The sequence below is a fragment of the Faecalibacterium sp. An58 genome (assembly GCF_002161515.1).
GTDB lineage: Bacteria > Bacillota > Clostridia > Oscillospirales > Ruminococcaceae > Faecalibacterium > Faecalibacterium avium.
In genome coordinates this window covers 22,393-46,255 of sequence record NZ_NFHX01000013.1, presented here as the reverse complement: position 1 = coordinate 46,255, position 23,863 = coordinate 22,393, and the positions used below count along the sequence as shown (strand labels likewise).

The following is a 23,863-nucleotide window of genomic DNA, read 5'->3' as shown; positions in this document are numbered from 1 at the left end:
CGATCAGCTCCTTTCATTTGGTGGTTCCAGCATAGCAGAAAAGGCCGGTTGCATCCACCAACTATTCCGCAACAGGGGGTTGCAAAGGAGTTGCAGGGTCAGAATTCCCGCCAGAACAGCCCTCCGCTGGTCTGGAACAGGGGCCAGGGGCTGATGCTCTTGCTGCCGATCTTGAAATCCATGGTCAGCTCCTCCCCTGCCTGGCCGATGGCGTCTCCCCGCGCCACCGACTGGCCCTTTTCCACATGGAGGTCCGCCAGGCCGTAGAGATAGCTGCGCAGCCCGCAGCCGTGGTCGATGACGATGGTGTTGCCGGTCAAAGCCAGGTTCTGGGCCACCACCACGACGCCGTCGGCGGGAGCCCGTACCGGGTCCCCGGGGATGGTGTACAGGAGGGTGGAGTTGGACTGGGTGGTCCGCGCGCCGTCCATCACCCGGGTCTGGCCGTAGTCCAGCAGGACGGTATACAGCTCGACCGGGCACAGGAAGGCCCCATGCCACAGCTTGTCCCGGGCCTGAGCCTCGTACTGGGCCCAGATGACGTTGCGGAACTCCTCATTGGCGGCGGCAGACGCGGGCGGGTCGGGCTGGGCCTCCGCCTCCCCGAAATCCCTGGCGCTGACCCCGAGGGCGATGGTCAATGTCTCGCCGTTCACCGTGACGGCAATGTCGTGGCTGCCCGCCGAGGCGTTGTAAGCTGCGGGTATGTAGCAGCGCCATCCCGCCGGGCTGCGGACGCACTGGACCGACCCCAGGTCGGTCTCCACCGTGGGGGTGCCGCTGCCCACCATCCCGCTGATCTCCAGAGCGGCTACCCCGCCCTGCTCGATGCGCTGGGCCGACAGTTCCAGCTCCGCCGACGCCTGGATGGTGAACCGGAAGGAATACTGGTAATACCCCGCCGCCCTGGCCGGCCGTTCCAGCCCGCTGTTGCGCAGGATGGCCCCGTCGGCAGGCTGGCCGAAATCCACATCGGTCATCCCGACCGGCAGCCGCCAGACCGTCAGCTGGGCCTTGTATTCCCCGTTGGCCGGATAGAGGAAGCCCGCATACTCCTCCACCGTGCCGTCAAAATAGGCGGCGTCCCCCAGGCCGTCGGCGGTGATGCGCAGGGTGGCATGGGTGGCCCATTCGGGCAGGGTGACTTCGGGATGGGCCTCGTACAGCACGCCCAGCTTCTGCACCGACAGGGTGGAAGGAGCGTAGAAGGCCTTGTCCAGCATCCCGCCGATCAGGGGCACCCGCCAGCAGCTGCCGTTTACCGCAAGGGCAGCCGAGCCGAATTGGGCGCCGGGGTCCGGGCGGCTGCCGTCGGTGGTGAAAGAGTAGCTGGCTGCCATCACCGCACCCAACAGCACAGCCACCCCCAGCGCCACACCCACCAGCCACAACAGGATGTGTTTGATGATCCGCATGGTGTGATTCCTCCTTGTCTGCAAAAAACAAAGGCGCACCGGCGGCAGGCACAAAGGCCCCCGCGGTGCGCCCTGGATCCATTTTTACCGGGCCGTGCCCCGGGACAAACCCCGGACTCCGGCCGCCGGCGCAGGGTTACTCCTCTGCCGCATCCTCGCCGGCAGCCTCGGCGTCGCCGGCATCCCCTTCGTCTTCGGTGTCGGCGGGGACAGCCTCGTCCTCCCCAAAGAGCAGACGCTCGTATTCGTCCAGCTCTTTTTCACGGCGGCGCAGGTAAACAGCCACAGCGGCCAGGGCACCGGCCACGGCGGCCAGAGCGGCGATCACGGCGATCAGACAGGATTTCTTCATAGGTCGAGCACTCTCCTTTTCACGCGCAAGGCGCTTTTTCATCTCGTTGTACCGGCAGGCAAGGTGCAGCGCGATCTTCAGCATCCCGATCATAGCTGAGAAGATATGGACAGAAGTTTGAAAGACGAGAGACATGGCCAACACCCTCCTACCCGCGGGGGCGCGGCACCGCTGCCCCCGGAATATCTCTATTATACCCGCTGGCGGACAAAATTACAACCGGAATCCACAAAATTTCCCTCACCCGAGCAGGAATTTTCGGTACGCTTTGAAGGCGCCGGGCAGGGCGTAGCCGGTTTGCAGCTGTTCGGGACCGGCCCAGACGCAGCCTTCGGGGGGCTGCTGCGGCGGCGCAGAGAGCTGCCAGCCGGTCATCTGCCACTCCACATGGCTGAAAATGTGCCGCGAGGCGGGCAGGGGCTGCGCGCTGTCCGGGTCGGTCTGCACGCCCATAGCGGCCAGGGCCGCGGCTGCGCCGGGGGCGTCCAGGCGCTCCCCTTCAAAGGCCGGAGGCTGCCACAGCCCGGCCAGCAGGCCGCCGGCGGGGCGCTTTTGGAGCAGCCATTCTCCTGTATCCTGCCGGCGCACCAGCGCCACCGTCACCGGGACCACCCGGCGGGGTTTGGGCTGGGGCTTGCAGGGCAGGCTCCGGGCGGTGCCGGCCCGACGGCCCTGACACAGGCCGGCCAGAGGGCAGCTGCCGCACAGGGGCGCGCCGCCGGGCAGGCAGACCAGGGCGCCCAGCTCCATCAGGGCCTGGTTGTAGTCCCCGGGGGCGTCGGGAGGCTGGTGGTCCATCACGCGCCGGGTGAAGGTCTTTTTGACGGCGGGGTCGGTGATGGGAGAAGGATCGTTGTACAGCCGGGCGAACACCCGCAGCACGTTGCCGTCCACGGCGGGGACCGCCAGCCCGAAGCCGATGGAGGCGATGGCCCCGGCGGTGTAGGGCCCTACCCCCGGCAGGGCCAGCAGCTTGTCGTAGTCGGCCGGCAGCTGCCCGCCGTACTCCCGGCAGACCACCTGGGCGGCCTGCTGCATGCTGTGCACCCGGCGGTAATAGCCCAGGCCCTCCCACAGCTTGTCCAGCCGGTCGGGCGGGCAGGCGGCCAGGGCGGGGATGTCGGGCAGCTCCCGGATGAACCGCTCGTAATAGGGCAGGGCTGCCGCCACCCGGGTCTGCTGGAGCATGATCTCACTGACCCAGACATGGTAAGGGGTGGGGTCCTCCCGGAAAGGCAGGGTGCGCCGGTTCTGTCCGAACCACTGCAAAAGGGCGGGGGCGATGTGTTCCACGATACGACCTCACAACAAAACGTCCAGGCCGGCGGCCTGGACAGGGATGGATCTGCCGGCAGGCAGACGTTCGATCAGGGGCGCCGGGGCTCAGAAGCCGTAGGCAGTGCGGGGGAAGGGCAGCACGTCGCGGATGTTCTGGATGCCGGTGAGGTACATCAGCATCCGCTCGAAGCCCAGGCCGAAGCCCGCGTGCTCCACGGTGCCGAAGCGGCGCAGGTCCAGATACCAGTCGTAGCCGGTTTTGTCCAGGCCCAGCTCGTCCATCCGGGCGGCCAGCTTGCCGTAGTCCTCCTCGCGCTGGCTGCCGCCGATCAGCTCGCCGATGCCGGGCACCAGCATATCGGCTGCGGCCACCGTCCTGCCGTCGGGGTTCTGCTTCATGTAGAAGCTCTTGATCTCCTTGGGGTAGTCGGTGACAAAGACGGGCTTTTTGAACACCACCTCGGTGAGATAGCGCTCGTGCTCGGTCTGGATGTCCACGCCCCACTCCACGGGGTACTGGAACTTCTTGTTGTTCTTTTTCAGGATCTCCACCGCGTCGGTGTAGCTGACCCGGCCGAACTCGCTGCCGGCCACCAGCTCCAGCCGCTCGATCAGGCCCTTGTCGATGAACTTGTTGAAGAAGTCCATCTCGTCGGGGCAGTTGTCCAGCACATAGCGGATGACATACTTGGTCATGGCCTCGGCCACGTCCATATAGCCGGACAGGTCGCAGAAGGCCATCTCGGGCTCGATCATCCAGAACTCGGCGGCGTGCCGGGTGGTGAAGCTCTTTTCGGCCCGGAAGGTGGGTCCGAAGGTGTACACCTTGCCAAAGGCCATGGCCATGGCCTCGGCCTCCAGCTGGCCCGACACGGTCAGGTTGACCGGGCGGCCGAAGAAGTCCTTGGCGTAGTCGGTGCGGCCGTCCTCGGTCTTGGGCAGGTCGTCCAGGTCCAGGGTGGTCACACGGAACATCTCGCCCGCGCCCTCGCAGTCGGAGGCGGTGAGGATGGGCGAATGGGCGTACACAAAGCCGTTCTCCTGGAAGAAGCGGTGGATGGCGTAGGCCGCCACGCTGCGCACCCGGAACGCCGCGTTGAAGGTGTTGGTGCGGGGGCGCAGGGTGGGCATGGTGCGCAGGTACTCCATGCTCATCTTCTTCTTTTGCAGTGGATAGTCCTCCGAGGGGCACTGGCCCAGGATCTCGATGGTGTCGGCGTTCAGCTCAAAGGGCTGCTTGGCCTGGGGGGTCAGCACCAGGCGGCCGGTCACCCGCATACTGGTGTACAGGCCGGCGTGGGTCACTTCCTCGTAGTTGGACAGCCGGGCGGCCTCAAAGACCACCTGCAGGGTCTTGAAGCAGCCCCCGTCCGACAGGGCGATGAAGCCGATGTTCTTGCTGTCGCGGATGTTCTTGGCCCAGCCGCACACCGTCAGGACGGTGCCGTCGGCCGGGGTGGCGCGGTAAAGGGATGCGATCTCGGTGCGTTCCATTGCGGTCATACCTCCAAACGAAAATAAAAAGACAGCTTTCTCCCCAGAACTCCAGGGCGAACAAGCTGTCTTGTAATGTCCGCGGTGCCACCTGAATTCACCGGCCGGCGGCCGGTCTCATATGCTCACGCCCGCAAAGGCGAAGCACTCCCCTTCTAACGCTGGGGTGGGCGGCGCGCCTACTGCCCGCCGGGGCGGGGTTCAGGTTGCAGCTCCCGGGTGTTCTTTCTCCCTCCCTGCGGGCAGGCTCGCAGCGCCGCCTGCTCTCTGGGCCGTCGTGGGGCGGGGTACTTTTCCCGATCGTCGCTTTTCGGATAGTGGCACTATATCATATCTGCGTCCGTTTGTCAACCGGTCCCGGTCAGGGCGGCAGCCAGGGCGTTGGCGGCCAGCTGCCCGGCGTACAAAGCCTCGTTCAGGTTGTTGCCGTGGGTGCCGACTTCCAGCAGCAGGCTGCCGGTGGTCAGGTCCTGGTTGTAGAACCGGTAGCTGAACAGCACCGGCCGGGTCAGCCCGGGGTACATCCCCTCCATGGCGCTCTCCCAGGCGGCGGCAAACCGCAGGTTCTGCCTCCAGTTGGGCAAAGACACGGTGGAGCCGTTGTCGCACCCGCAGATCAGCATCACCTGGGCGGCTTTTTGCCCCTGGATCTCGGCCACCGGGGCCATCCGGGCCCTCTCGGCGTTCTCGATGGCGTCCCGGTGGACGTCCACCACCACCTTGATGCTGGGATATTGGGCCAGGTACTGCTGCACTACCGCCCGGCTGTTGGCGTAGCTGCCGTTGTAGCTGGGATAGTCGTTGAGGGTCTCGTCGTGGAGGGTGTGGATCCCCGCGGCGTTGAGGGTGTCGGCCATCACCCGGCCCACCGCGCACATATTGGAGGCCCGGTCGGTGGTGCGGGCCCCGCCGGCGGGGTCGGCCCACAGCCCCTGGCTCATCCGGTAGCACTCGGTGGCGTGGGTGTGCATGATCAGCACCTGGGGTTCGGGGCTGTTCAGCTGGATCTGGAAGGGCAGCGGGTTCTGGATCTCGGCGGCCACCTCGGCGGAGGGGACGCTGGTGTTGTTCTTGATGGTGCCGGCGGCGCAGGCGATGTATTTTTCCCCGCTGCCCTGGCCATAGGCCGTCTCCACCACTCCCTGGGCGTCGGCGGGCATGGCGCTGTCGGGCTGCAGCTCCACCAGGTAGGACTGGATGCCGGCGGCGCCGTCCGCCTGGCTGGAAGCGGCGGGGGCCGGGCCGCTTTCCGCCGCCGCGCTGGAGGCGGGGGCCTGCCGGTCTCCGGCCAGGGCCAGAGCGGTGCGCAGGGCGGGCACCGGCCCCACCAGGGCGCCGGCCAGCACCAGGGCCAGCCCTCTGCCCCAGAGGGCCAGGGCCAGCATCACTGCGGCGGCCCCCACGGCCGCCCGGCCTGTCCCGGAACCCTTTGGCCCGCCGGCGGCGGAACGTTCTTGCGCGGGGCCCATGGCCTCACCTCCCTGCCTTGCATGATATAGACAGGTATATGCGCCAGGGAAGCCGGTTTATGCCTGGCTGGCCAGCCAGCACAGCTGGTTGACGGTGAGGCGGGGCTGCAGGGCCCGGTTGATGGCCGCCCCCAGCAAAGCCGCCCCATGGGCGATGACGCTGTCCAGGGCTCGGGGCGCTACCACCAGATCCCTGCCCTCGGCGGCCTCCATCAGGGTGGGGACCCCGGCCGCCACCACCGGCACCCCCAGGCCGGCGGCGTCCAGATGGCGGCTGGAACCGGGGTCGGCGGGGGCCAGCCCGGTATCCGAAAACTGGATGGTGCGGCCCAGACGCTGGGGCTCGGAGGAGCACAGGCTGTCCACGCACAGCAGGGCGGTGGGGCGCACCGCCCCCACCAGGGCCCGCGCCAGCTCCTGCAGGCTCAGCCCGGCAGACTGGGATACCCCCGGGGCCACCGCCGCCACCGGCCGGATCCCCCGCAGCGGCAGCGGATGGCTGGCCCCCATGGTCACCAGCACATGCTGCACCGTCCGGGGCCCCAGCGCGTCGGCGGTCACCCGGCGGTTGCCCACCCCCAGCACCAGCACCGGGCCTTCGGGGGGCAGCAGGGCCCGCAGTTCCTCCGCCGCCAGCTCGATGACCGCGGTGTCCCGCTCGTCCAGCAGGCTGAGGCTGGGGGTCTCCAGGGTGACATACCGGCCCCGGGGCCGGGCCAGCCCGTCCCGGGAGATCTCCACCCGGGTCAGGCGCATCCCGTTCTGGCGCAAAGTGGCCAGGCGTATCCCGGTCCGGTCCCCGGCCTCCTGTCCGGGGCCGAAAAGTTCGTCTGCCATGTCTGTATAGCGCATTCCGATGCCTCCTTTGGCCGGTTTTGGCCGGCTGCTTTGGCCAAAGTGTGGGCAAAAGAAATTTTTTCAAACAAAATTTGAAAAAAAGCTTGCGCAAATACGGCGAATATGCTATTATAGAGTGCGCTGTTATAGGTAGCCAAGGAGGTGGAACGAATGCCTAACATCAAATCCCAGAAGGACCGCGTTGTCCAGTCTGCTGCAGAGCGGGCTCACAATAAGGCCATTAAGACCAACCTGAAAACAGTCGTCAAGAAGGCAAACGCTGCCATCGATGCCAAAGCCGCTGACAAGGACGCTACTGTCCTGGCTGCTGTTTCCGCGATCGACAAGGCCCGCGCCAAGGGTGTGCTGAAGAAAAACACCGCGTCCCGCAAGATCAGCCGCATGGCCAAGCGCGCCAACAAGGCCGTCTAAGCCGTTCACGACTGGTTCGATACGTTTGACGAACAAAGCTCTCCGCGCCATTCACCCGGCAGGAGGGCTTTTGTTTTTACGGGACCCGGGACCGGCTCCAGCAGGCCGTCGGGACCAAGGGGAGATTGGGGCAGCCAGACCCAGCCCAGCGCCAGCGCCAGACAGGCCGCCCAGGCCGCCGCAAGGGCTCCCGGCCCAAAGGCAGGCCCCTGGCCCGCCCATGCGGCGGCCAGCCCCTGACAGGCCCAGAACAGGCCGGGCAGCGCGCCCAGCATCCCGGCGGCCCCCAGGCATACAGCTCGTATCGTCATGTAAAACGCCCCCTTTTGGCCCAGCATACCATGTCCTGGGCGCAAAGAGGGGCGAAAAGGGGCGGTCAGTTCTGGTCGTGGCTTTTGCCCACAAAGGAGCACACCACCCCGCACAGCAGGCTGGCGGTGATGCCGGCGGCTCCCGCCTGCAGCCCGCCGGTCAGGCAGCCCAGCAGCCCCTGCCGGGCCACCGCCTGCTGCACCCCCTGGGCCAGCAGGTGGCCGAACCCCAGCAAAGGCACGCTGGCGCCGCTGCCTGCAAAGTCCACCAGCGGGCCGTACAGGCCCAAAGCGGACAGGGCTACCCCGGCCACCACATAGCCGGTGAGGATGCGGGCGGGGGTCAGGCTGGTCAGGTCCAGCAGCAGCTGTCCCACGACACAGATGGCCCCGCCCACCACAAAAGCCCAGACGTATGCCATCGCTTATCCCTCCTTTTGGGCCGGCGCGGCCAGCTCCACCAGGTGGGCGATGGCCGGGATGGTCTCTTTCTGCAAAAAGGTGGTCTGGCTCATCAGGGCCCCGGTGGCGATGAAGGCCACCCGGCCCATCTCGCCCCGCTCCAGCAGGGGCAGGATATGCCCGCACAGCACGCTGGCGCAGCAGCCCGGCCCCGAGGCCCCGCTGCGCACCTGGGGGTCGCTGCCATAGAGCAGGCAGCCGCAGTCCTGGTGGCGCAGCCCCGTCACGCCCTCGGCCTCCAGCAGCTGGGCCAGCAGGGCGCTGCCTACCCGGCCCAGGTCTCCGGTGTAGACGCAGTCCAGGGCGGCGGGCGCCGTGCCGGTGTCCCGCAGATAGCGCAGCAGGGTGGCGGCGGCAGCGGGAGCCATGGCGGCCCCCATGTTGCTGATGTCCCGGACCTGGTAGTCCTGCACCCGCCCCAGGGTGACCGCCCGCACCTGCACCCCCGTTCCCCGGGGCCGCAGCAGGCAGCAGCCGGCCGCTGTGGCGGTCCACTGGGCGGTGGGGGCCCGCACGGCGCCGTAACTCAGCGGGGTGCGGAACTGCCGCTCGGCGGCGCAGAAATGCCCCGAGGCCATGGCCAGCACCCCCTCGGCGAGGTCCCCGGCACAGAGGGCGGCTCCCAGGCCCAAAGCCTCCGCCATGGTGCTGCAGGCCCCGAACAGCCCCGCAAAGGGGATGTCCAGTTCCCGCATGGCATAGCTGGAGGCGGTGCACTGGGCCTGCAGGTCCCCGGCCAGGACCAGGCTGACCGAGTCCTCGGCGGTGTGCCCTTTTTGCAGGCAGAGCCGGGCCGCCCGCAGCTGCAAGGCCCGCTCGGCGGCCTCCCAGTTTTTCTGGCCAAAGAGGTTGTCCTGGCTCAGCTGGTCAAAACAGTCCGCCAGAGGTCCGCGGCTCTCCTTTTTGCCCCCCACCGCCGCGTGTGCCGCAATGACCGGCGGCCTTGCAAACCGCAGGGTGTCGCCTTGCCGCAGCGCCAACCGCATCCACTCCTTTCCATGTTCTGCGCCGGGCCCGAAAAACGGCCTGCCGTTCGCCCGGCTTTTGCAATATTTTCCATCCGGCAGGCGTATTCTCTATACAAGACCCATCGCCGTCTGCCCCAGCCACAGCCCCGCGCCGTATACCGCCGAGGCCAATGTGCCGTAGACGATGACCGGCCCCGCGATGGTGAACATTTTGGTGCCGGTGCCGGTGACGTGTCCCTCGGGGGAAAACTCGATGGCCGCGCTGACCACCGCGTTGGCAAAACCGGTGATGGGCACAAGGCTGCCCGCACCCGCCCGGGATGCCAGCTTTTGGTACCACCCCAGGGTGGTGCACAGGGCCGACAGGGCGATCAGGGTGCAGCTGGTCAGGGTGGCGGCGGTGGCGGGGTCCGCCCCGGCCGCCAGGTACTGCCGGCGCACCAGCTCCCCCAGGGCGCAGATGGCGCCTCCCGTGCAGAAAGCCCACAGGCAGTCCCGCCCCAGAGGGGAGGGCGGTCCCGTCTGCCGGACCCTGCGGGCGTATTCTTCCGCTGACAAATGCATATCGTTTCGCCTCGCTCCTGGTGTTCTGTTCATTAAGGTGCCCAGGCGGAGCGTATCTATACACGTTCATCCGTCCAATCTTTACAGAAAGAAGGGATCTTTATCCAACCCATGTCCAATGATCCGCGCCGCCCCCAGGGCGGCCATCGCCCCGGCGGCCGTCCGCCCATGAACGCCGCCCAGATGCGCCGTCGCCGCCGCCAGCGCCGCGCCCGGCGTATCTTCCACCTGCTGACCCGCCTGGCCGTGCTGGGCCTGGTGGCGGGGGGCGTCGTGTTTGTGGGCAGCCGTTTCCAGATCCAGGCGGCCCGCGCCCAGCAGGCCCGGGAAGAACAGGCCGCCGCCAGCGCCGCCGCGGCCTCCAGCGCTGCGGCAGCTTCCAGCGCACAGGCGGCTTCCAGCGCCGCCCGGGCCCAGGCTGCCGCCGAGGCCGCCGCCATCCTGGCCGACCCCCGGATGGTGCTGGTCAACCACGACACCCCCATGCCCGAGGATTACACCTTCGATACCAAGGAGTGCGGCTCGTCCCTGTCCATCAACGACACCCTCCAGACTGAGGCGGCCGACGCGTTCCTGGCCATGCAGGCGGCAGCCGCCGCTGACGGGGTCACCATCTGGATGCAGAGCGGCTACCGCAGCGTGGAATACCAGACCACCCTCTACGACAACAAGACCCAGCAGTATCTCAACCAGGGCTATGACGAGGCCACCGCCCGCCAGATGGCGGCCAATGTGGTCAATCCGCCCCGCTATTCCGAGCACAACTGCGGCCTGGCCGCCGACCTGAACTGCCCCGAATACACCACCCTTGACGAGGGCTTTGAGAATACCGAGGCCTTTGCCTGGCTGTGCGAGCACGCGGTGGACTACGGCTTTATCCTGCGGTATCCCAAGGGGGAGCAGGCCGAGGCGGTCACCGAGATCACCTATGAGCCCTGGCACTGGCGGTATGTGGGCCCCGAGAACGCGGCCCGCATCCAGGCCAGCGGCCTGATCTTTGAGGAGTACATCGCCCAGCTGCAGGCGGCGGCAGCGGCTGCGTGAGGGCTGTGAAAGTTTTGGCTCCGATTGCTTTTTGCGGCCCGATATGATAAGATAAGCATGGCTTGCAAAAAGCCTGCAAAGCGATCCCGCGCCGTGGGAAGCGCCCCAAAAAATCCGCTATGCTGCGCGCTTGTTGCCCCCGACTGTCCCCTTTTCTTGTATCCCAGAAAAGGCGCGCAGGCCGGGTCTGCCGGCGGCGTGCGGCGTGCGGCGGCGCCCCCTGGTGCAGAATGGATAGACTGATGAGAAAGAAAAGGAATCTTGCCATGATGAAACGTAAATTTCTGCTTTCCGTGACCGCCCTTGCCCTGTGTGCCGCCCTTCTGGCGGGCTGCGGCGGGTCTTCTTCCAGCACTGCTTCCAGCGCCCAGAGCACGGCGCCCGCCTCCTCGGCTGATGCCGGCTCCGGCGCCCGTACCGCCGAAAACGGCACGGTGGACCTGGATGCCATCGTCAGCCAGCTGCTGGAGACAAACCCCATCTCCAACCAGTTCGAGATCGCGGCCATGAACATCGAGTACGACTTCGGCCTGGCCGCGGAGGATGTGACCGCCTACAAGGGGGTGCGCAGCAACGACAACGGCGACGCGGGCCTGGTGCTGGTGATCCAGCCCGCCGCGGGCAAGTCGGAAGCCATCTGCGAGCAGCTGCAGACCTACAAGCAGGACCAGGTGGCCTTTTACGGCAACTATGCCGAGTTCGGCCAGGCCCAGTCCAATGTGGAAAACGCCGTCATCTCGGGCCGGGACGACCTGGTGGTGATGGTCATTGCGTCCAACGAGTCCACCGGCGATATCTCCGGCGCTGTCGACAGCGTCATGGACCAGTACGCCCAGTAAGCGTCTGCCCCAGAGCCGATGCCCCATGGCATGGGCTCTTCTTTGATTCTGGCCTGTGAGAAGGAGACACCACCTTGATATTCAGTTCGATCATCTTCCTGTTCCATTTCCTGCCCTTCACCCTGGCGGCCTATTATATCGCCCCGGCCAGGGCCAAGAACACCGTCCTGTTTATCTGCAGCCTGGTGTTCTATTGCTGGGGCGAAGTGCGGTTCTTCCCGGTGATGCTGAGCCTGATCCTCATCAACTACCTGTGCGGCCTGGCCATCGCCCATTTCGAGGGCCGGCGGGGCTGGCAGCGGGTGTTCCTGGTGGCGGCTCTGGTGGGCAGCCTGGGGATGCTGTTCTATTTCAAATACGCCAATTTTGTGCTGGAGAGCGTCAATGCCCTGCTGGGCACTCATTTTGCCCCCATCGAGGGGATCAGCGTGCTGCCGCTGGGCATCAGCTTCTACACCTTCCAGACGCTGTCCTACACCATCGACGTCTACCGCCACGATGTCGGCTCGGAAAAGAACATCATCGATTTCGGCGCCTATGTGGTCATGTTCCCCCAGCTGATCGCCGGCCCCATCGTCAAATACCGGGACGTGGCGGCCCAGCTGCACGTGTACAAGCACCGCTATTCCCTGTCCCAGATCGAGGAGGGTATGACCATCTTCACCTTCGGCCTGGCCAAAAAGGTATTGCTGGCCGATGCGGTGGGCGCCTTGTGGACCGATATCATCGGGGTGGCCGACGACGCCTCGGTCACCTTTGTGGGGCTGGCCAACGCCTCCACCCCGCTGGTGTGGCTGGGCATCCTGGCGTACAGCTTCCAGCTGTATTTCGACTTTTCGGGCTATTCCATGATGGCCATTGGCATGGGCAAGATGATGGGCTTCGAGTTCCCCCAGAACTTCAACTATCCCTATATCTCGGCCTCCATCACCGAATTCTGGCGCCGCTGGCATATGACCCTGTCCAGCTGGTTCCGTGAGTATGTGTATATCCCCCTGGGCGGCAACCGCAAGGGGCTCAGGCGGCAGATCTTCAACCTGTTCATCGTGGAGCTGCTCACCGGCATCTGGCATGGCGCCAACTGGAACTTCATCTGCTGGGGCCTGTATTATTTCGTGCTTCTGGCGGCGGAAAAACTGTTCCTGCTCAAGCACCTGCAAAAGGGCCGGGTGTGGCCCCATATCTACACCCTGTTCTTTGTGGTGGTGGGCTGGGCCATGTTCGTGGGCAACGACCCCGGCGTGCAGTTCGGGCTGCTGTTCCGCAAGCTGTTCGTGCCCAGCGGCGGCGTGTCGCCGCTGTATTTCCTGCGCAATTACGGCGTTCTGCTGGTGGTGTCCTTCATCTGCTGCACCCCCCTGATCGAAAAGCTGTGGGACAAGCTGAAAAAGCGCAGCTGGACCCGGGTGCTGACGGTGGGGCTTTTGCTGGTGGTCTCCACCGCCTATGTGGTGGGCAGCACCAACAGCCCCTTCCTCTACTTCAACTTTTAAGGAGGCGCCCCTATGGAAAAACACGCAAAGCCCGGCGGGCTGCGGGCACTGGGCCGCTACCCGGTGCTGATCCTGTTCACTGCCTTTTTTGCGGGGGTGTTCCTGCTGGACGGCATCACCCCGGACCGCCGGATCAGCGAGCTGGAAAACACCACCCTGACCCAGCGCCCCGCCGTCACCGCGCAGATCCTGACCGCCCGCGGCCTGAACGACTTTTTCAACAGCTACTCCCAGTACACCAAAGACCAGATCCCCGGCCGCGACGCCTGGATCGGGCTGCAGAGCTTTGTGGAGACCACCCTGCTCCAAAAGACCCAGAGCGGCGGGGTGCTGCTGGGGGCCGGCGGACAGATGTTCGACCGTACCTACGGCCTTGTCTCCAGCGAGGAGCGCACCCTGCCCCGGAATATCGCGGCGGTGGCTGCCCTGGCGGGCCGCTATCCCGGCAAGGTGTACGCCATGGTAGCCCCCTCGGCGGCGGCTGTCTATCCCGAGCGGGTTCCCGCAGGGGCGCCGCTGCTGTCGGAGGAGAGCTACGTCGCCCAGATCCGGGCGGCGGTCGAGCAGGCCGGCGGGACCTTTATCCCCCTGCAGGAGGCCCTCGAGGCCCACAAGGACGAGTATATCTACTACCGCACCGACCACCACTGGACCACCCTGGGGGCCTATTACGCCTACGACCAGCTGTGCCAGACGCTGGGGCTTGTCCCCTTTGACCGGTCGGCCCACACCGCCGTGGAGGTGGAAAACTTCTACGGCACCTTCTATTCCCGGGCCCGCACCTGGAACGCCCGGCCCGATGTGCTGACCTACTACCAGCTGGACGCCCCCCTGACCATCTACCAGGTGACCGGGCCAGGGATGCCCGGCGAAGGGCAGACCACCGGCCTGTATGACCTCGCCAAGCTGGACGCCTACGACAAGTACGCGGCTTTCCTGCACGGCAACAACGGCCTGAGCCGGGTGGAAGGGGAAGGCCAGGGCCGCATCCTGGTGATCAAGGACAGTTATGCCAATTCCCTGGTGCCCTTCCTCACCGCCAACTATGCGGATATCGATGTCATCGACCTGCGCAACTACAATTACGGTCTGGATGCCCTGATCCAGGAAAACCAGTATGACCAGATCCTGGTGCTGTACAGCTTTGACAGTTTCAAGAGCGACCCCTACCTCTACCGGGCGGGGATCGAGGGATAAAAGGCTTCCGGTTTTCACAAAGATAAGGGCTGCAACTTATAGAAAAAGCCTAAATTTTAACCTTTTTGAATGGAAACTCTTGAGCATTCTCTCACAATGTGGTAAAATGAGCGTGAACCCCGGATACGTGAGGGAATCTGTTTTGCGGCCGGTTTTCCTGTCGCGGCCCTTGTAAGCAAAGGAGATTTTACCTATGAAACAGAAGATCCGTTATCCTGAGCATTTCGCCCCCATCGCAGAGGACGAAATGGTCTATCTCAACGGCGGCAGCCTGTTTGAGGACGTGGGCAACGCGGTGGACGATGCAGTGGATGCCACCAACAAGACCCTGGGCACGCTGGGCACTGTGGCCAGCGTGGTGGGTGTCGTGGTCCTGGGTTCCAGCTACATCTGGGGCCTCCAGCAGGCCAACCGCTGGCTGGACAACAACGCGGACGGCAACATCTTCACCATCCTGGGCCGGGCTGTTGACGATCTGGGCGCTGATATGTCCAAGTCGGTGTCCTACTTCGCGCGCGATCTGGTAGCCGCCGGCATGGTGGTGGCCCTGTGGCCCATCAGCATCCCCGTCCTGCTGATCATCTGATCCCTGTTTGCAAACGGACGCATTTCTGCTGGGACCTTCTCCAGTTGGAAGCTGGAATGTGCCGTTACAATAAAAATTAACCTTTGCAAAGAAAAGGAGTGTTATTATGGAAATGAACGTTCGTATGCCCGCTAACTACAATGTTATGAGCGAGGAAGAGATGACCTACACCACCGGTGGTGCGATTGATCTTGGCGTTTTTTATCTGGCCGGTGATGTGGCCAGCTGGATCCTGACCGGCGTGATGGTTGTCAACTGGCTGGATATGCTGGGCGGCGCCCGCAGCTGGTATGCTGTCAACAAGACCGGCAACATCGGCACCGATATTGAAAATGCCATCCAGACTTGGGTCGATTACACTGGCAGCTCGGCTTGGAATGCTGTCCGCAGCATTGCTGCTACCATTACTGCTATTGGCGGCACCATCTTGGTTGGCGGCGTGGGTATCCCCTATGGCCTGATTGGCACCGCAGCAGCCATGCTCACTGCTTGAGTAGGGAGCGTCTACCAAAGGACTAGTTAGAGCGGTAGCCCCTAGCCCCATGGGGCAGGGGCTACCGCTCATTTGTTTGTGAGGTGTAATAAGCGATTGTAAGAAAGCAGTCGTTTATAATAATTATTTTGCGGAATGTAATGAAAGGAGTATTACTATGGAAATGACTATTCGTATGCCGGCCAATTACAATGTCATGTCTGGAGAAGAGATGACCTACACCACCGGTGGCGCTACTGCTGTAGAGGCATTTTGCGCTTGGTTTGTTCCCTTCTATGGTTGGTTTAAGGGAATTACTGCTGTCCGCGATTATCGCAAGCAGAATCCCGACACATGGCTGAATACTGGCTTGGATGCTCTGTCTGCTCATATGGAGACCAGCACTGTCAATATGCTGTATGATGTGGCTTGTGCTATCAGTGTTGTTGGTTCTTGCCTGAGTGTTATTTGGCTGATTCCCAATGCTTTGATTGTGTTCTCCTGATGGAGAGTCTTTTGTCTGATTGTACAGATTAGAACTGGGCGGCGACCTGACTTTTGCGGCGGGTCGCCGCCCTTTATTATTTTGACTCCGATAAGAGTTATGGATGGACTTGACTTTGTGTTAAAAATGTGATATTTTTATGAAAAGCAATTCAATGGTGTAAGGAGGAAAATATCATGAAAAAAATTGCGTCAATGCTTTGCGCATTTGTGCTGGTGCTTTCTTTGGCTGCATGCGGCGGCGGAGTTGGTCGGCCCACAATGAGTTTGGAAGAATACAAAGCTGTTTGTGTCCAGGTGGATTATGATACTTTGGCTCGCAACACGGATTCTTTCCGGAATACTTATATCAGCGTTTCCGGTAAGGTTTTTCAGGTCGTAGATAATGGAAGCTATTATGTTTATATGTTGGATATGAGCACTGGCTTTGAGTTTTCGCAGCATGTCTTTGTTACGATGCCTAAGGGCAATGGGCCTACCATCCTGGAAAATGACCATGTGACGATTTATGGTCAGGGTGCAGGAACGCAGACGTATACAACTGTCTTGGGAGCTCAAAGAACCATCCCCAAAGTTCAGGGGGCATACGTTACGCTTTCTGTGGCCTAAAAGTTTAAAACCATTGGAATTGCCTGCTAAATCTACATAAAAACCGGAGGCGGCGTGCCGTTTTGACACGCTGCCTCCGGGTTTTTATGTGCGTTATTTGTTGCTGTTCAAAATGTCCTTCAGCTTGCGGAAAAAGCCCTTGCGCTTTTCGTAGTTGTCGTCCTTCATCAGGTCCTCGAACTTCTTCAGGGCGTCCCGCTGGGCTTTGTTCAGCTTTTTGGGGATCTCCACGTCGCACTTGACGTACATATCCCCCCGGCCCCGGCCGTTCAGGTACTGGATGCCCTTGCTGCGCAGCCGGAAGGTGGTGCCGCTCTGGGTGCCCTCGGGCAGGGTGTATTCCACCTTGCCGTCAATGGTGGGTACGGTGATCTTATCCCCCAGCACCGCCTGGCTGAAGGTGATGGGCACGGTGACCCACACGTCGTAGCCGTCCCGCTGGAACAGGTCGCTGGGCTTGACGGTGACCATGACGATCACATCGCCGGCGGGGCCGCCGTTCGAGCCGGCGTCGCCCATCCCGCGCAAAGCAAAGCTCTGATCATCGTCGATGCCCATGGGGATGCTGACTTCCAGCGTCTTTTTGGTGGATACCTTGCCGCTGCCATGGCACACCTTGCAGGGGGTGCGGATCAGCTTGCCCTTGCCGCCGCAGCGCTGGCAGGGCTGCTGGCTCTGCATCACGCCGAAGGGGGTGCGCTGCTGCTGGATGGTGTAGCCGCGGCCGCCGCAGTCGGGACAGGTCTCGGGGTTGGTGCCGGGGGCCGCGCCGGTGCCGCCACACTCGGTGCAGGCCTGCTGCCGGGTGATGGTGATGTTCTTCTTGCAGCCGTGCACCGCCTCGTCAAAGGTCAGGGTGATCCGTACCCGGATGTCCTGGCCCTTGCGGGGGGCGTTGGGGTTGGAGCGGGACCCGCCCGCAAAGCCGCCGAAGCTGCCCCCGAAGATATCCCCGAAGATGTCTCCGAAGTCCATCCCGCCAAAGCCGCCGAAACCGCCTGCCCCGCCGCCCTGGCTGGCCGCATAGTTGGGGTCTACCCCGGCAAAGCCGAACTGGTCGTAGCGCTTGCGCTTCTCGGGATCGGAGAGGACCTCGTGGGCCTCGTTGATCTCCTTGAATTTTTCCTCGGCGCTCTTGTCGCCGGGGTTGTAGTCCGGGTGGTATTTCAAAGCCAGCTTACGGTAGGCCTTTTTGATCTCCTCATCCGTGGCTGTTTTGGACACACCCAGGACTTCGTAATAATCACGTTTTTCCTGTGCCATTTCCACTCACCTCTCGCCTGCCAGCCGCGCTGGCCTGTAAAACCGGCAAATGCCGCCCCGGAAAACCGGAGCGGCTTTGCCTTTTGCGGGCAGCTGCCGGCAGGCGCCGGCGCTCCCCTTTCAGCCTGTGCCCCCGCCGGTTTGGCCGGAGAGCCAGTGCATGATCCGCTTGATTAGACTTCCTTGAAGTCGGCGTCCACGACGCCGTCATCGTTGGGCTTGCTGCTGCCGCCATTGCTGCCGGTATCGGGGCCGGAGGCTGCGCCTGCGGCCTGCTGTGCGGCGGCTGCGGCCTGGTACATCCGCTCGAACACCTGGCTCAGAGCGTCCTGCTTGGACTTGATGTCGTCGATGCTGCCGGACTGGAGGGCGTTCTTCAGGTCGCTCAGCTTGCTCTCAGCCTCGCTCTTGACATCGGCGGGCAGCTTGTCGCCGTTCTCCTTCAGCATCTTCTCGGTCTGGAAGACCATCTGGTCGGCGCCGTTGCGGATGTCGATCTCCTCGCGCTTCTTCTTGTCCTCGGCGGCATACTGCTCGGCCTCCTTGACGGCCTTGTCGATATCCTCCTTGGACATATTGGTGGAAGCGGTGATGGTGATCTGCTGTTCCTTGCCGGTGCCCAGGTCCTTGGCGCTGACCTTCACGATGCCGTTGGCGTCGATATCAAAGGTGACCTCGATCTGGGGCACGCCGCGGGGAGCCGGTGCGATGCCGTCCAGGTGGAACACGCCCAGGCTCTTGTTGTCGCGGGCAAACTCACGCTCGCCCTGCAGCACGTTGATCTCAACGGAGGGCTGGTTGTCGGCTGCGGTGGAGAACACCTGGCTCTTGTGGGTGGGGATGGTGGTGTTGCGGTCGATGATCTTGGTGCACACGCCGCCCAGGGTCTCGATGCCCAGGCTCAGCGGGGTGACGTCCAGCAGCAGCAGGCCCTTGACGTCGCCCTGCAGCACGCCGCCCTGGATGGCAGCGCCGATGGCCACGCACTCGTCGGGGTTGATGCCCTTGAAGGGCTCGCAGTTCAGCTCCTTCTTGACCGCGTCGTAGACGGCGGGGATACGGGTGGAGCCGCCCACCATCAGGACCTTCTTCAGGTCAGAGGCGTGCAGGCCGGCGTCGGCCAGAGCCTTGCGCACGGGGGTCATGGTGCGGTCCACCAGGTCGGCGGTCAGCTCGTTGAACTTGGCCCGGGTCAGGGTCATGTCCAGGTGCTTGGGGCCGGTGGCGTCCGCAGTGATGAAGGGCAGGTTGATCTGGGTGGTCATGGCGCTGGACAGCTCGATCTTGGCCTTCTCGGCGGCCTCCTTCAGGCGCTGTGCGGCCATCTTGTCCTTGCGCAGGTCGATGCCGTTCTCCTTCTGGAAGGCGTCTGCCATCCAGTCGATGATGCGCTGGTCGAAGTCGTCGCCGCCCAGGTGGGTGTCGCCGTTGGTGGCCAGGACCTCGGTGACGCCGTCGCCCATCTCAATGATGGACACATCGAAGGTGCCGCCGCCCAGGTCGTAGACCATGATCTTCTGGTCGTCTTCCTTATCGATGCCGTAGGCCAGGGATGCGGCGGTGGGCTCGTTGATGATACGGCGGACGTTCAGGCCCGCGATGGTGCCGGCGTCCTTGGTGGCCTGGCGCTGGCTGTCGTTGAAGTAGGCGGGCACGGTGATGACGGCCTCGGTGACGGTCTCGCCCAGGTAAGCCTCGGCGTCAGCCTTCAGCTTCTGCAGGATCATGGCGCTGATCTGCTGGGGCGTGTACTCCTTGCCGCCCAGGGTGACTTTTTCGTTGGTGCCCATCTTGCGCTTGATGGACGAAACGGTGTTTTCGGGGTTGGTGATGGCCTGGCGCTTTGCCACCTGGCCCACCAGGCGGTCGCCGGTCTTGGTGAAGCCCACCACCGAGGGGGTGGTGCGGGCGCCTTCGGCGTTGGGGATGACGACGGGCTCGCCGCCTTCCATCACGGCGACGCAGCTGTTGGTCGTACCAAGGTCGATACCAATGATCTTGCTCATAATAAAGGCTCCTCTCTCAAAGCTCATGCTTGTTTGTCTTGCTGATTTCTATGCGTAAAACGCGATCGTATCACGGAAAGATCTTTTGACGGGGCGGACTACTCGGCCACCACGACGGTGGCATGGCGGACGATCTTGTCCCCCAGCTTGTAGCCCTTCTGGTAGACGGTGACCACCGTGCCGCTCTCCTGCCCTTCCTGGGCGGGGACCTGCTGCACGGCGTTCATCAGGTTGGGATCGAAGGGCTTGCCCAGCACCTCGATCTCCTCCACCCGCAGGGTGTGGAAGGCTTTGGCGGCCTTCTCCAGGGTCATGGTGACGCCCTTCTTGTAGTTCTCGTCGGCACAGGGGGCGTTGGCGGCCATTTCCAGGGTATCCAGGATGGGGATGATCTGGTTCACCGCATAGGAGATGCCGTCGTTGAACTTCTGGTCGGCCTCCCGGGTGGTGCGCTTGCGGTAGTTGTCGTATTCGGCGGCGATCCGCAGCAGCTGTTCCTTGGCCTGGGCGGCGGATTTTTCGGCGGCGGCCAGCTGGGCTTTCACGCCCTCCAGCTCCCGGCTCTTTTTGTTGAACCATCCGTCCTTTTTCTTGGCGTCCTCTTTGGGCTCCTCCTTGGGGGCGCCGGCCGGATCGGCCGTCCCGGTCTCGGGAGAAGCGGCCTGCTGGGTTGCTTCCTCCTTTACGCCGGTGTCAGGCGCCTGTTCGGGGGCCCCGGCCTCGGGGGCCTTTTTGGTTTCTTCGCTCATCTGCGCTCCTCCTTATATATGACGGGTCCGCCGGGGCACGGCGGCCTGTGGTGCTTCTTTGCGTTTGCCTGCCATCCCCTCGCCCAGCTCGTCGGCGAAGGCTTCCAGCAGGGGGATCACTTTGCTGAAGGGCATCCGGGTGGGACCCACCAGGGCCACCGAACCGAACAGCCCGCCCCCGGCCAGATACCGGCAGCTGACCACCGAAAGACCGGGGATCCGGGGGTCCATATCCTCTCCCAGCAGGACGCTGGTGCCTTCGGCGGGAGCTGTGATCAGCCGGGCCGCTGCGGCCTCGTCGTTGAGCAGCGTGAGGATCTGCTGCACCCCGCCCTGCAGCTGGGGCCAGTCCAGCAGGAAGGGCTCGCCGCCCAGGTAGACCCTGGGCGTGGCGGATTCCTCCAGGATGGCGGCCGCTGCGCTGACCACCGGCACCAGGGTGGGGCTGATCTGGCTGCACAGCTCGGCCAGCCTCCGCTGGGTCAGGTCCACCGCCGCCACAAAGGTCAGGCTGTGGTTGAGCAGGGACGCCAGCTGCGCGGCGTTCTCCCGGGTCAGGCCCTCCCGCACCCGGGCCACCCGGGTGCGCACATAGCCGGCGGTGGTCACCGCCAGGACGGCGGCGGCGCTGCGGCCTACCTGCACCACCTCAAAGTGGGCGATGCACAGGTCGTCGGCACAGGGCGTGCTGACCGCCGCGGTGTAGCCGCTCATCTGGGCCAGCGCCTTGACGGAGCCCTGCGCCAGACGGTCCGGTTCGTGGTCCAGACTGGCGAACACGCTGTCCACCCGGGCCCGGGTCACACGGTCCAGAGGCTGGCTGTCATCCAGAAGGTGGTCGATATAATAGCGGTAACCCTTGGCGCTGGGCACCCGGCCCGCGCTGGTGTGGGGCTGCTCCAACAGGCCGAGCCGTGTCAGGGCGGCCATTTCATTGCGCAGCGTTGCGCTGGATACCGCCATATCAAAGTAGTTGGCAAGGACGCTGCTGCCCACTGGCTCCCCCTCTACGCTGTAGAGGGATACGATTGCCCGCAGCACCCGCTGCTTGCGCTCATCCATTGCCATGCTGTCCCGCCTCCCTGTCCTGTGTCCGTTTGTTTGTGGATGTCTTAGCACTCTTTATCTCTGAGTGCTAAGTTTATTATATGCAAAACAGGCGCGCTGTCAAGGGGATGGCAAAAAAGTTTTCAATTCTGTCATAATCTCCGCCTTTTGACCCAAGGCGCAAAAAACGGGCCGCAGGCCCAAAGGCCCGCAGCCCGGCACGCTGTCGGGTTCACTCCTCCATCTGTTTGGCCAGAAAAGCCGCCGCCACCGACACCGCCTTCTGGTGGGCGGCGTCGGGCTTTTCACTGCGGTCTTCGGTCAGCAGGCCGACGGCGCCGGTGACGTCCCCCGCCGCCACAATGGGCCAGGCGCACAGGATGGCCCGATCCGAACCCTCACAGGGCAGGACGGCCTGTTCCGGGCTGCCCTCGTTCAGATAGGGCTTGCGGCTCTCCATCAGCTTTTCCAGGGGCTGGCTGACGCTGCGGTCCGCGATCTCCCGCCGGCCGGTGCCGCTGACCGCGATGATGTGGTCCCGGTCCGAGACAAAGGCGGTCATGGCAAAGCATTTGTTCAGCACATCGGTGTATTGGCTGGCGGTGCTGTGCAGCTCCCCGATGGGAGAGTACTTTTTAAAGATGACTTCCCCATCGCCGGTGGTGAAGATCTCCAGGGGGTCTCCCCGGCGGATGCGCTGGGTGCGGCGGATCTCCTTGGGGATCACCACCCGTCCCAGCTCGTCGATGCGGCGGACAATGCCGGTTGCTTTCATGTTGTTTTCCTCACTTTCCTTTTTATAGGGCCTGTGATGGATAGTATCTGTAAGAAAAGGGGATTTATACCCGGCAGAACCGAAAAGCGCCCTGCTTTCGCAGGGCGCTTTAAATGGTGCAAAGGTCTTTTGGTATCTTTTATACGTCTTATACGTCCAGCAGAGCCAGGACGCCCGCTTTGGGCCGGCTGCCCACCGACTGGTTGACCAGCTTGCCGTTCTTGAACACCAGCAAAGCGGGGATGCTCATGACGCCGAACTGGGCTGCCAGCTCGGGCTGCTCATCCACGTTCACCTTGCCGACTTTGACGTCGGGGCGTTCCTCGGCCACCTGGTCCACGACGGGGGAAAGCATGCGGCAGGGGCCGCACCAGCTTGCCCAGAAGTCCAGCAGGACGGTCTTGTCACTCTGAAGCACTTCGGTGTTAAAATTCTCTTTGTTGATGGTAACAACAGACATTTCCTTCTACCTCCCAGTATCTCAGCGCGTATGGCGCGGCGTCTTGTTTACGGTTACAGTATAACCGGAAAGGGCCCGCTCGTTCCGTAACTGTGTCACCGATGGCGGGAGCCGCGCAAAACGGGCGTCCTGGCGTCAAAACAGGAGGAAAAAGTATCCTTGTTCATACAAGCATACTACTTTAAACAATAGCACACCTGTGCACACAAGTCAATACTAAAAATAAAGTTTTCGGGATTTTTTCTCACTTTTTGTCAGGCCGCACAAATTTGCGGGTTGATTTTTGCAAGTTTTTGCTGTAAACTTGTAACAGTAAAAACAGCGGACGTTTCCCGCCTCATCCGCTTTTTGAACAACCCCGCCGGTCCCAGTTTGAAACCATACCGCACCGCCGGGGGCCCAGGCAGGCGGCAGAGAGGAAGGCCTTTATGCCCCGTTCCAAATTCGGTGATATCTATCGTGACCTTAAAAACAAGATCGAGCAGGGGGACTATCCCTACCAGTCCCTTGTGCCCTCCGAGAACACCCTGGTGTCGGTGTACGGCTGCTCCCGCAACACGGTGCGCCGGGCCCTGGCCGGGCTGATCGAGGGGGGCTATGTCCAGGCCATCCAGGGCAAGGGGGTGCGTGTACTCTACCGCCCTGCAGCCCGGGCCCCCTTCACCTTGGGCCGCATGGAGAGCTTCCATGAGACGGCGGCGCGCTGCCGGACCCATTACCAGACGCGGGTGGTGCACTTCTCCATGACCCAGACCGACAGCGCCCTGGCTGCGGCCAGCGGCTTCCCGCCTGGAGTGGACGTCTACCATGTGGAACGGGTCCGGGTGGTGGAGGGCCGGGCTTTGATCCTGGATGTGAGCTACTTTCTCCGGTCGGTGGTCAAGACCCTGACCCCGGAGGCGGCCGAACAGTCCATCTATGCCTATCTGGAAAAGGAGCTGGGCATTCAGATCATGACCAGCAAGCGGACCATCACGGTGGAGCGGGCCACCCCTGCCGACCGGCTGTACCTGGACATGGGCGGCTTTGACTGCCTGGCCGTGCTGACCAACCAGGCGTTCAATGCCGACGGCATCCTGTTTGAATACACCGTCTCCCATTATCATCCGGAATATTTCCGCTTTCAGGACACGGCCAGCCGCCGCGGCAAGAAAGCCGAGTGACCCATTTGCCATGGCATCATGGCTCAAAAGCAAAGGAGCCGCTGCACCTCGAGCAGCCCGGCTCCTTTTTGATT

The 23,863-nt window shown here is 63.3% G+C and carries 26 protein-coding genes; 10 read left to right on the top strand and 16 right to left on the bottom strand.

Going from position 1 to position 23,863, the window contains the following annotated elements:
• Positions 1-98: 98 nt before the first annotated feature.
• The 6 genes from B5G12_RS09205 to gpr all read right to left on the bottom strand — a co-directional run bounded on the left by B5G12_RS09205 (position 99) and on the right by gpr (position 6,860).
• Positions 99-1,415, bottom strand: a complete 1,317-nt coding sequence (locus B5G12_RS09205) for a murein hydrolase activator EnvC family protein (RefSeq protein ID WP_242955993.1) — start codon at positions 1,413-1,415, stop codon at positions 99-101.
• A gap of 136 nt (positions 1,416-1,551) precedes the next feature.
• Entirely contained in the window at positions 1,552-1,902 is a 351-nt protein-coding gene (locus B5G12_RS14960; protein ID WP_242955992.1) for a hypothetical protein, read from the bottom strand.
• A gap of 105 nt (positions 1,903-2,007) precedes the next feature.
• Positions 2,008-3,060, bottom strand: a complete 1,053-nt coding sequence (locus tag B5G12_RS09195; protein WP_087324699.1) for an A/G-specific adenine glycosylase — start codon at positions 3,058-3,060, stop codon at positions 2,008-2,010.
• Positions 3,061-3,150: 90 nt separating this feature from the next.
• On the bottom strand, positions 3,151-4,539 hold the full coding sequence (gene asnS / locus B5G12_RS09190) for an asparagine--tRNA ligase (protein ID WP_087324698.1): 1,389 nt from the start codon (positions 4,537-4,539) through the stop codon (positions 3,151-3,153).
• A 347-nt stretch (positions 4,540-4,886) separates the two neighbouring features.
• Positions 4,887-6,008: a stage II sporulation protein P gene (locus tag B5G12_RS09185; protein WP_087324697.1), complete on the bottom strand. Its 1,122-nt coding sequence runs from the start codon at positions 6,006-6,008 to the stop codon at positions 4,887-4,889.
• Between the two features lie 57 nt (positions 6,009-6,065).
• Positions 6,066-6,860, bottom strand: coding sequence for a GPR endopeptidase (gene gpr, locus B5G12_RS09180; protein WP_087324696.1), 795 nt, complete (start codon positions 6,858-6,860; stop codon positions 6,066-6,068).
• 156 nt (positions 6,861-7,016) lie between these two features.
• On the opposite strand from gpr, the gene rpsT reads away from it, so the two are divergent.
• Positions 7,017-7,277, top strand: coding sequence for a 30S ribosomal protein S20 (gene rpsT / locus B5G12_RS09175; protein WP_087232478.1), 261 nt, complete (start codon positions 7,017-7,019; stop codon positions 7,275-7,277).
• A gap of 5 nt (positions 7,278-7,282) precedes the next feature.
• Here rpsT and B5G12_RS09170 read toward each other — a convergent pair whose 3' ends face one another.
• The 4 genes from B5G12_RS09170 to B5G12_RS09155 all read right to left on the bottom strand — a co-directional run bounded on the left by B5G12_RS09170 (position 7,283) and on the right by B5G12_RS09155 (position 9,582).
• Positions 7,283-7,588, bottom strand: coding sequence for a hypothetical protein (locus B5G12_RS09170; RefSeq protein WP_087324695.1), 306 nt, complete (start codon positions 7,586-7,588; stop codon positions 7,283-7,285).
• 65 nt (positions 7,589-7,653) lie between these two features.
• Positions 7,654-8,010, bottom strand: a complete 357-nt coding sequence (gene spoVAE / locus B5G12_RS09165; protein WP_087324694.1) for a stage V sporulation protein AE — start codon at positions 8,008-8,010, stop codon at positions 7,654-7,656.
• Between the two features lie 3 nt (positions 8,011-8,013).
• Positions 8,014-9,030, bottom strand: coding sequence for a beta-ketoacyl-[acyl-carrier-protein] synthase family protein (locus B5G12_RS09160; RefSeq protein ID WP_087324693.1), 1,017 nt, complete (start codon positions 9,028-9,030; stop codon positions 8,014-8,016).
• 96 nt (positions 9,031-9,126) lie between these two features.
• On the bottom strand, positions 9,127-9,582 hold the full coding sequence (locus tag B5G12_RS09155; protein ID WP_087324692.1) for a SpoVA/SpoVAEb family sporulation membrane protein: 456 nt from the start codon (positions 9,580-9,582) through the stop codon (positions 9,127-9,129).
• A gap of 111 nt (positions 9,583-9,693) precedes the next feature.
• Here B5G12_RS09155 and B5G12_RS09150 point away from each other — a divergent pair, with 111 nt between their 5' ends.
• From B5G12_RS09150 to B5G12_RS09115, 8 genes are all read left to right on the top strand, one after another.
• The gene (locus tag B5G12_RS09150; protein ID WP_242955991.1) at positions 9,694-10,626 is read left to right on the top strand and encodes a M15 family metallopeptidase; all 933 of its coding nucleotides are present in this window, start codon (positions 9,694-9,696) and stop codon (positions 10,624-10,626) included.
• Positions 10,627-10,892: 266 nt separating this feature from the next.
• Positions 10,893-11,465 carry a DUF4358 domain-containing protein gene (locus B5G12_RS09145; RefSeq protein ID WP_087324691.1) on the top strand — a complete coding sequence of 191 codons (573 nt, stop codon included), beginning with the start codon at positions 10,893-10,895 and terminating at the stop codon, positions 11,463-11,465.
• A 74-nt stretch (positions 11,466-11,539) separates the two neighbouring features.
• The gene (locus B5G12_RS09140) at positions 11,540-12,958 is read left to right on the top strand and encodes an MBOAT family O-acyltransferase (RefSeq protein ID WP_087232497.1); all 1,419 of its coding nucleotides are present in this window, start codon (positions 11,540-11,542) and stop codon (positions 12,956-12,958) included.
• A gap of 12 nt (positions 12,959-12,970) precedes the next feature.
• Positions 12,971-14,155 carry a DHHW family protein gene (locus B5G12_RS09135; RefSeq protein ID WP_087324690.1) on the top strand — a complete coding sequence of 395 codons (1,185 nt, stop codon included), beginning with the start codon at positions 12,971-12,973 and terminating at the stop codon, positions 14,153-14,155.
• A gap of 193 nt (positions 14,156-14,348) precedes the next feature.
• Entirely contained in the window at positions 14,349-14,741 is a 393-nt protein-coding gene (locus B5G12_RS09130) for a hypothetical protein (RefSeq protein ID WP_087324689.1), read from the top strand.
• Between the two features lie 106 nt (positions 14,742-14,847).
• On the top strand, positions 14,848-15,234 hold the full coding sequence (locus B5G12_RS09125; protein WP_144064126.1) for a hypothetical protein: 387 nt from the start codon (positions 14,848-14,850) through the stop codon (positions 15,232-15,234).
• A gap of 157 nt (positions 15,235-15,391) precedes the next feature.
• Complete coding sequence (locus B5G12_RS09120; RefSeq protein WP_087324687.1) at positions 15,392-15,718, top strand: hypothetical protein; 327 nt, start codon at positions 15,392-15,394, stop codon at positions 15,716-15,718.
• Between the two features lie 176 nt (positions 15,719-15,894).
• Complete coding sequence (locus B5G12_RS09115) at positions 15,895-16,326, top strand: hypothetical protein (RefSeq protein ID WP_087324686.1); 432 nt, start codon at positions 15,895-15,897, stop codon at positions 16,324-16,326.
• A gap of 93 nt (positions 16,327-16,419) precedes the next feature.
• On the opposite strand, the gene dnaJ is transcribed toward B5G12_RS09115, so the two are convergent.
• The 6 genes from dnaJ to trxA all read right to left on the bottom strand — a co-directional run bounded on the left by dnaJ (position 16,420) and on the right by trxA (position 22,626).
• Positions 16,420-17,589 carry a molecular chaperone DnaJ gene (gene dnaJ / locus B5G12_RS09110; RefSeq protein WP_087324685.1) on the bottom strand — a complete coding sequence of 390 codons (1,170 nt, stop codon included), beginning with the start codon at positions 17,587-17,589 and terminating at the stop codon, positions 16,420-16,422.
• A 173-nt stretch (positions 17,590-17,762) separates the two neighbouring features.
• Positions 17,763-19,595 (bottom strand): molecular chaperone DnaK, encoded by a 1,833-nt coding sequence (gene dnaK, locus B5G12_RS09105; RefSeq protein WP_087324684.1) that lies wholly within the window; start codon positions 19,593-19,595, stop codon positions 17,763-17,765.
• 98 nt (positions 19,596-19,693) lie between these two features.
• A complete protein-coding gene (locus B5G12_RS09100) occupies positions 19,694-20,344 on the bottom strand; it encodes a nucleotide exchange factor GrpE (RefSeq protein ID WP_087324683.1) in 651 nt (216 codons plus the stop codon).
• Positions 20,345-20,356: 12 nt separating this feature from the next.
• Complete coding sequence (hrcA, locus tag B5G12_RS09095) at positions 20,357-21,412, bottom strand: heat-inducible transcriptional repressor HrcA (protein WP_242955990.1); 1,056 nt, start codon at positions 21,410-21,412, stop codon at positions 20,357-20,359.
• A gap of 211 nt (positions 21,413-21,623) precedes the next feature.
• Positions 21,624-22,166 carry a stage V sporulation T C-terminal domain-containing protein gene (locus B5G12_RS09090; protein ID WP_087232522.1) on the bottom strand — a complete coding sequence of 181 codons (543 nt, stop codon included), beginning with the start codon at positions 22,164-22,166 and terminating at the stop codon, positions 21,624-21,626.
• Positions 22,167-22,314: 148 nt separating this feature from the next.
• Complete coding sequence (trxA, locus tag B5G12_RS09085) at positions 22,315-22,626, bottom strand: thioredoxin (RefSeq protein WP_087232525.1); 312 nt, start codon at positions 22,624-22,626, stop codon at positions 22,315-22,317.
• Positions 22,627-23,054: 428 nt separating this feature from the next.
• Here trxA and B5G12_RS09080 point away from each other — a divergent pair, with 428 nt between their 5' ends.
• The gene (locus B5G12_RS09080; RefSeq protein WP_087324682.1) at positions 23,055-23,789 is read left to right on the top strand and encodes a UTRA domain-containing protein; all 735 of its coding nucleotides are present in this window, start codon (positions 23,055-23,057) and stop codon (positions 23,787-23,789) included.
• Positions 23,790-23,863: the final 74 nt, after the last annotated feature.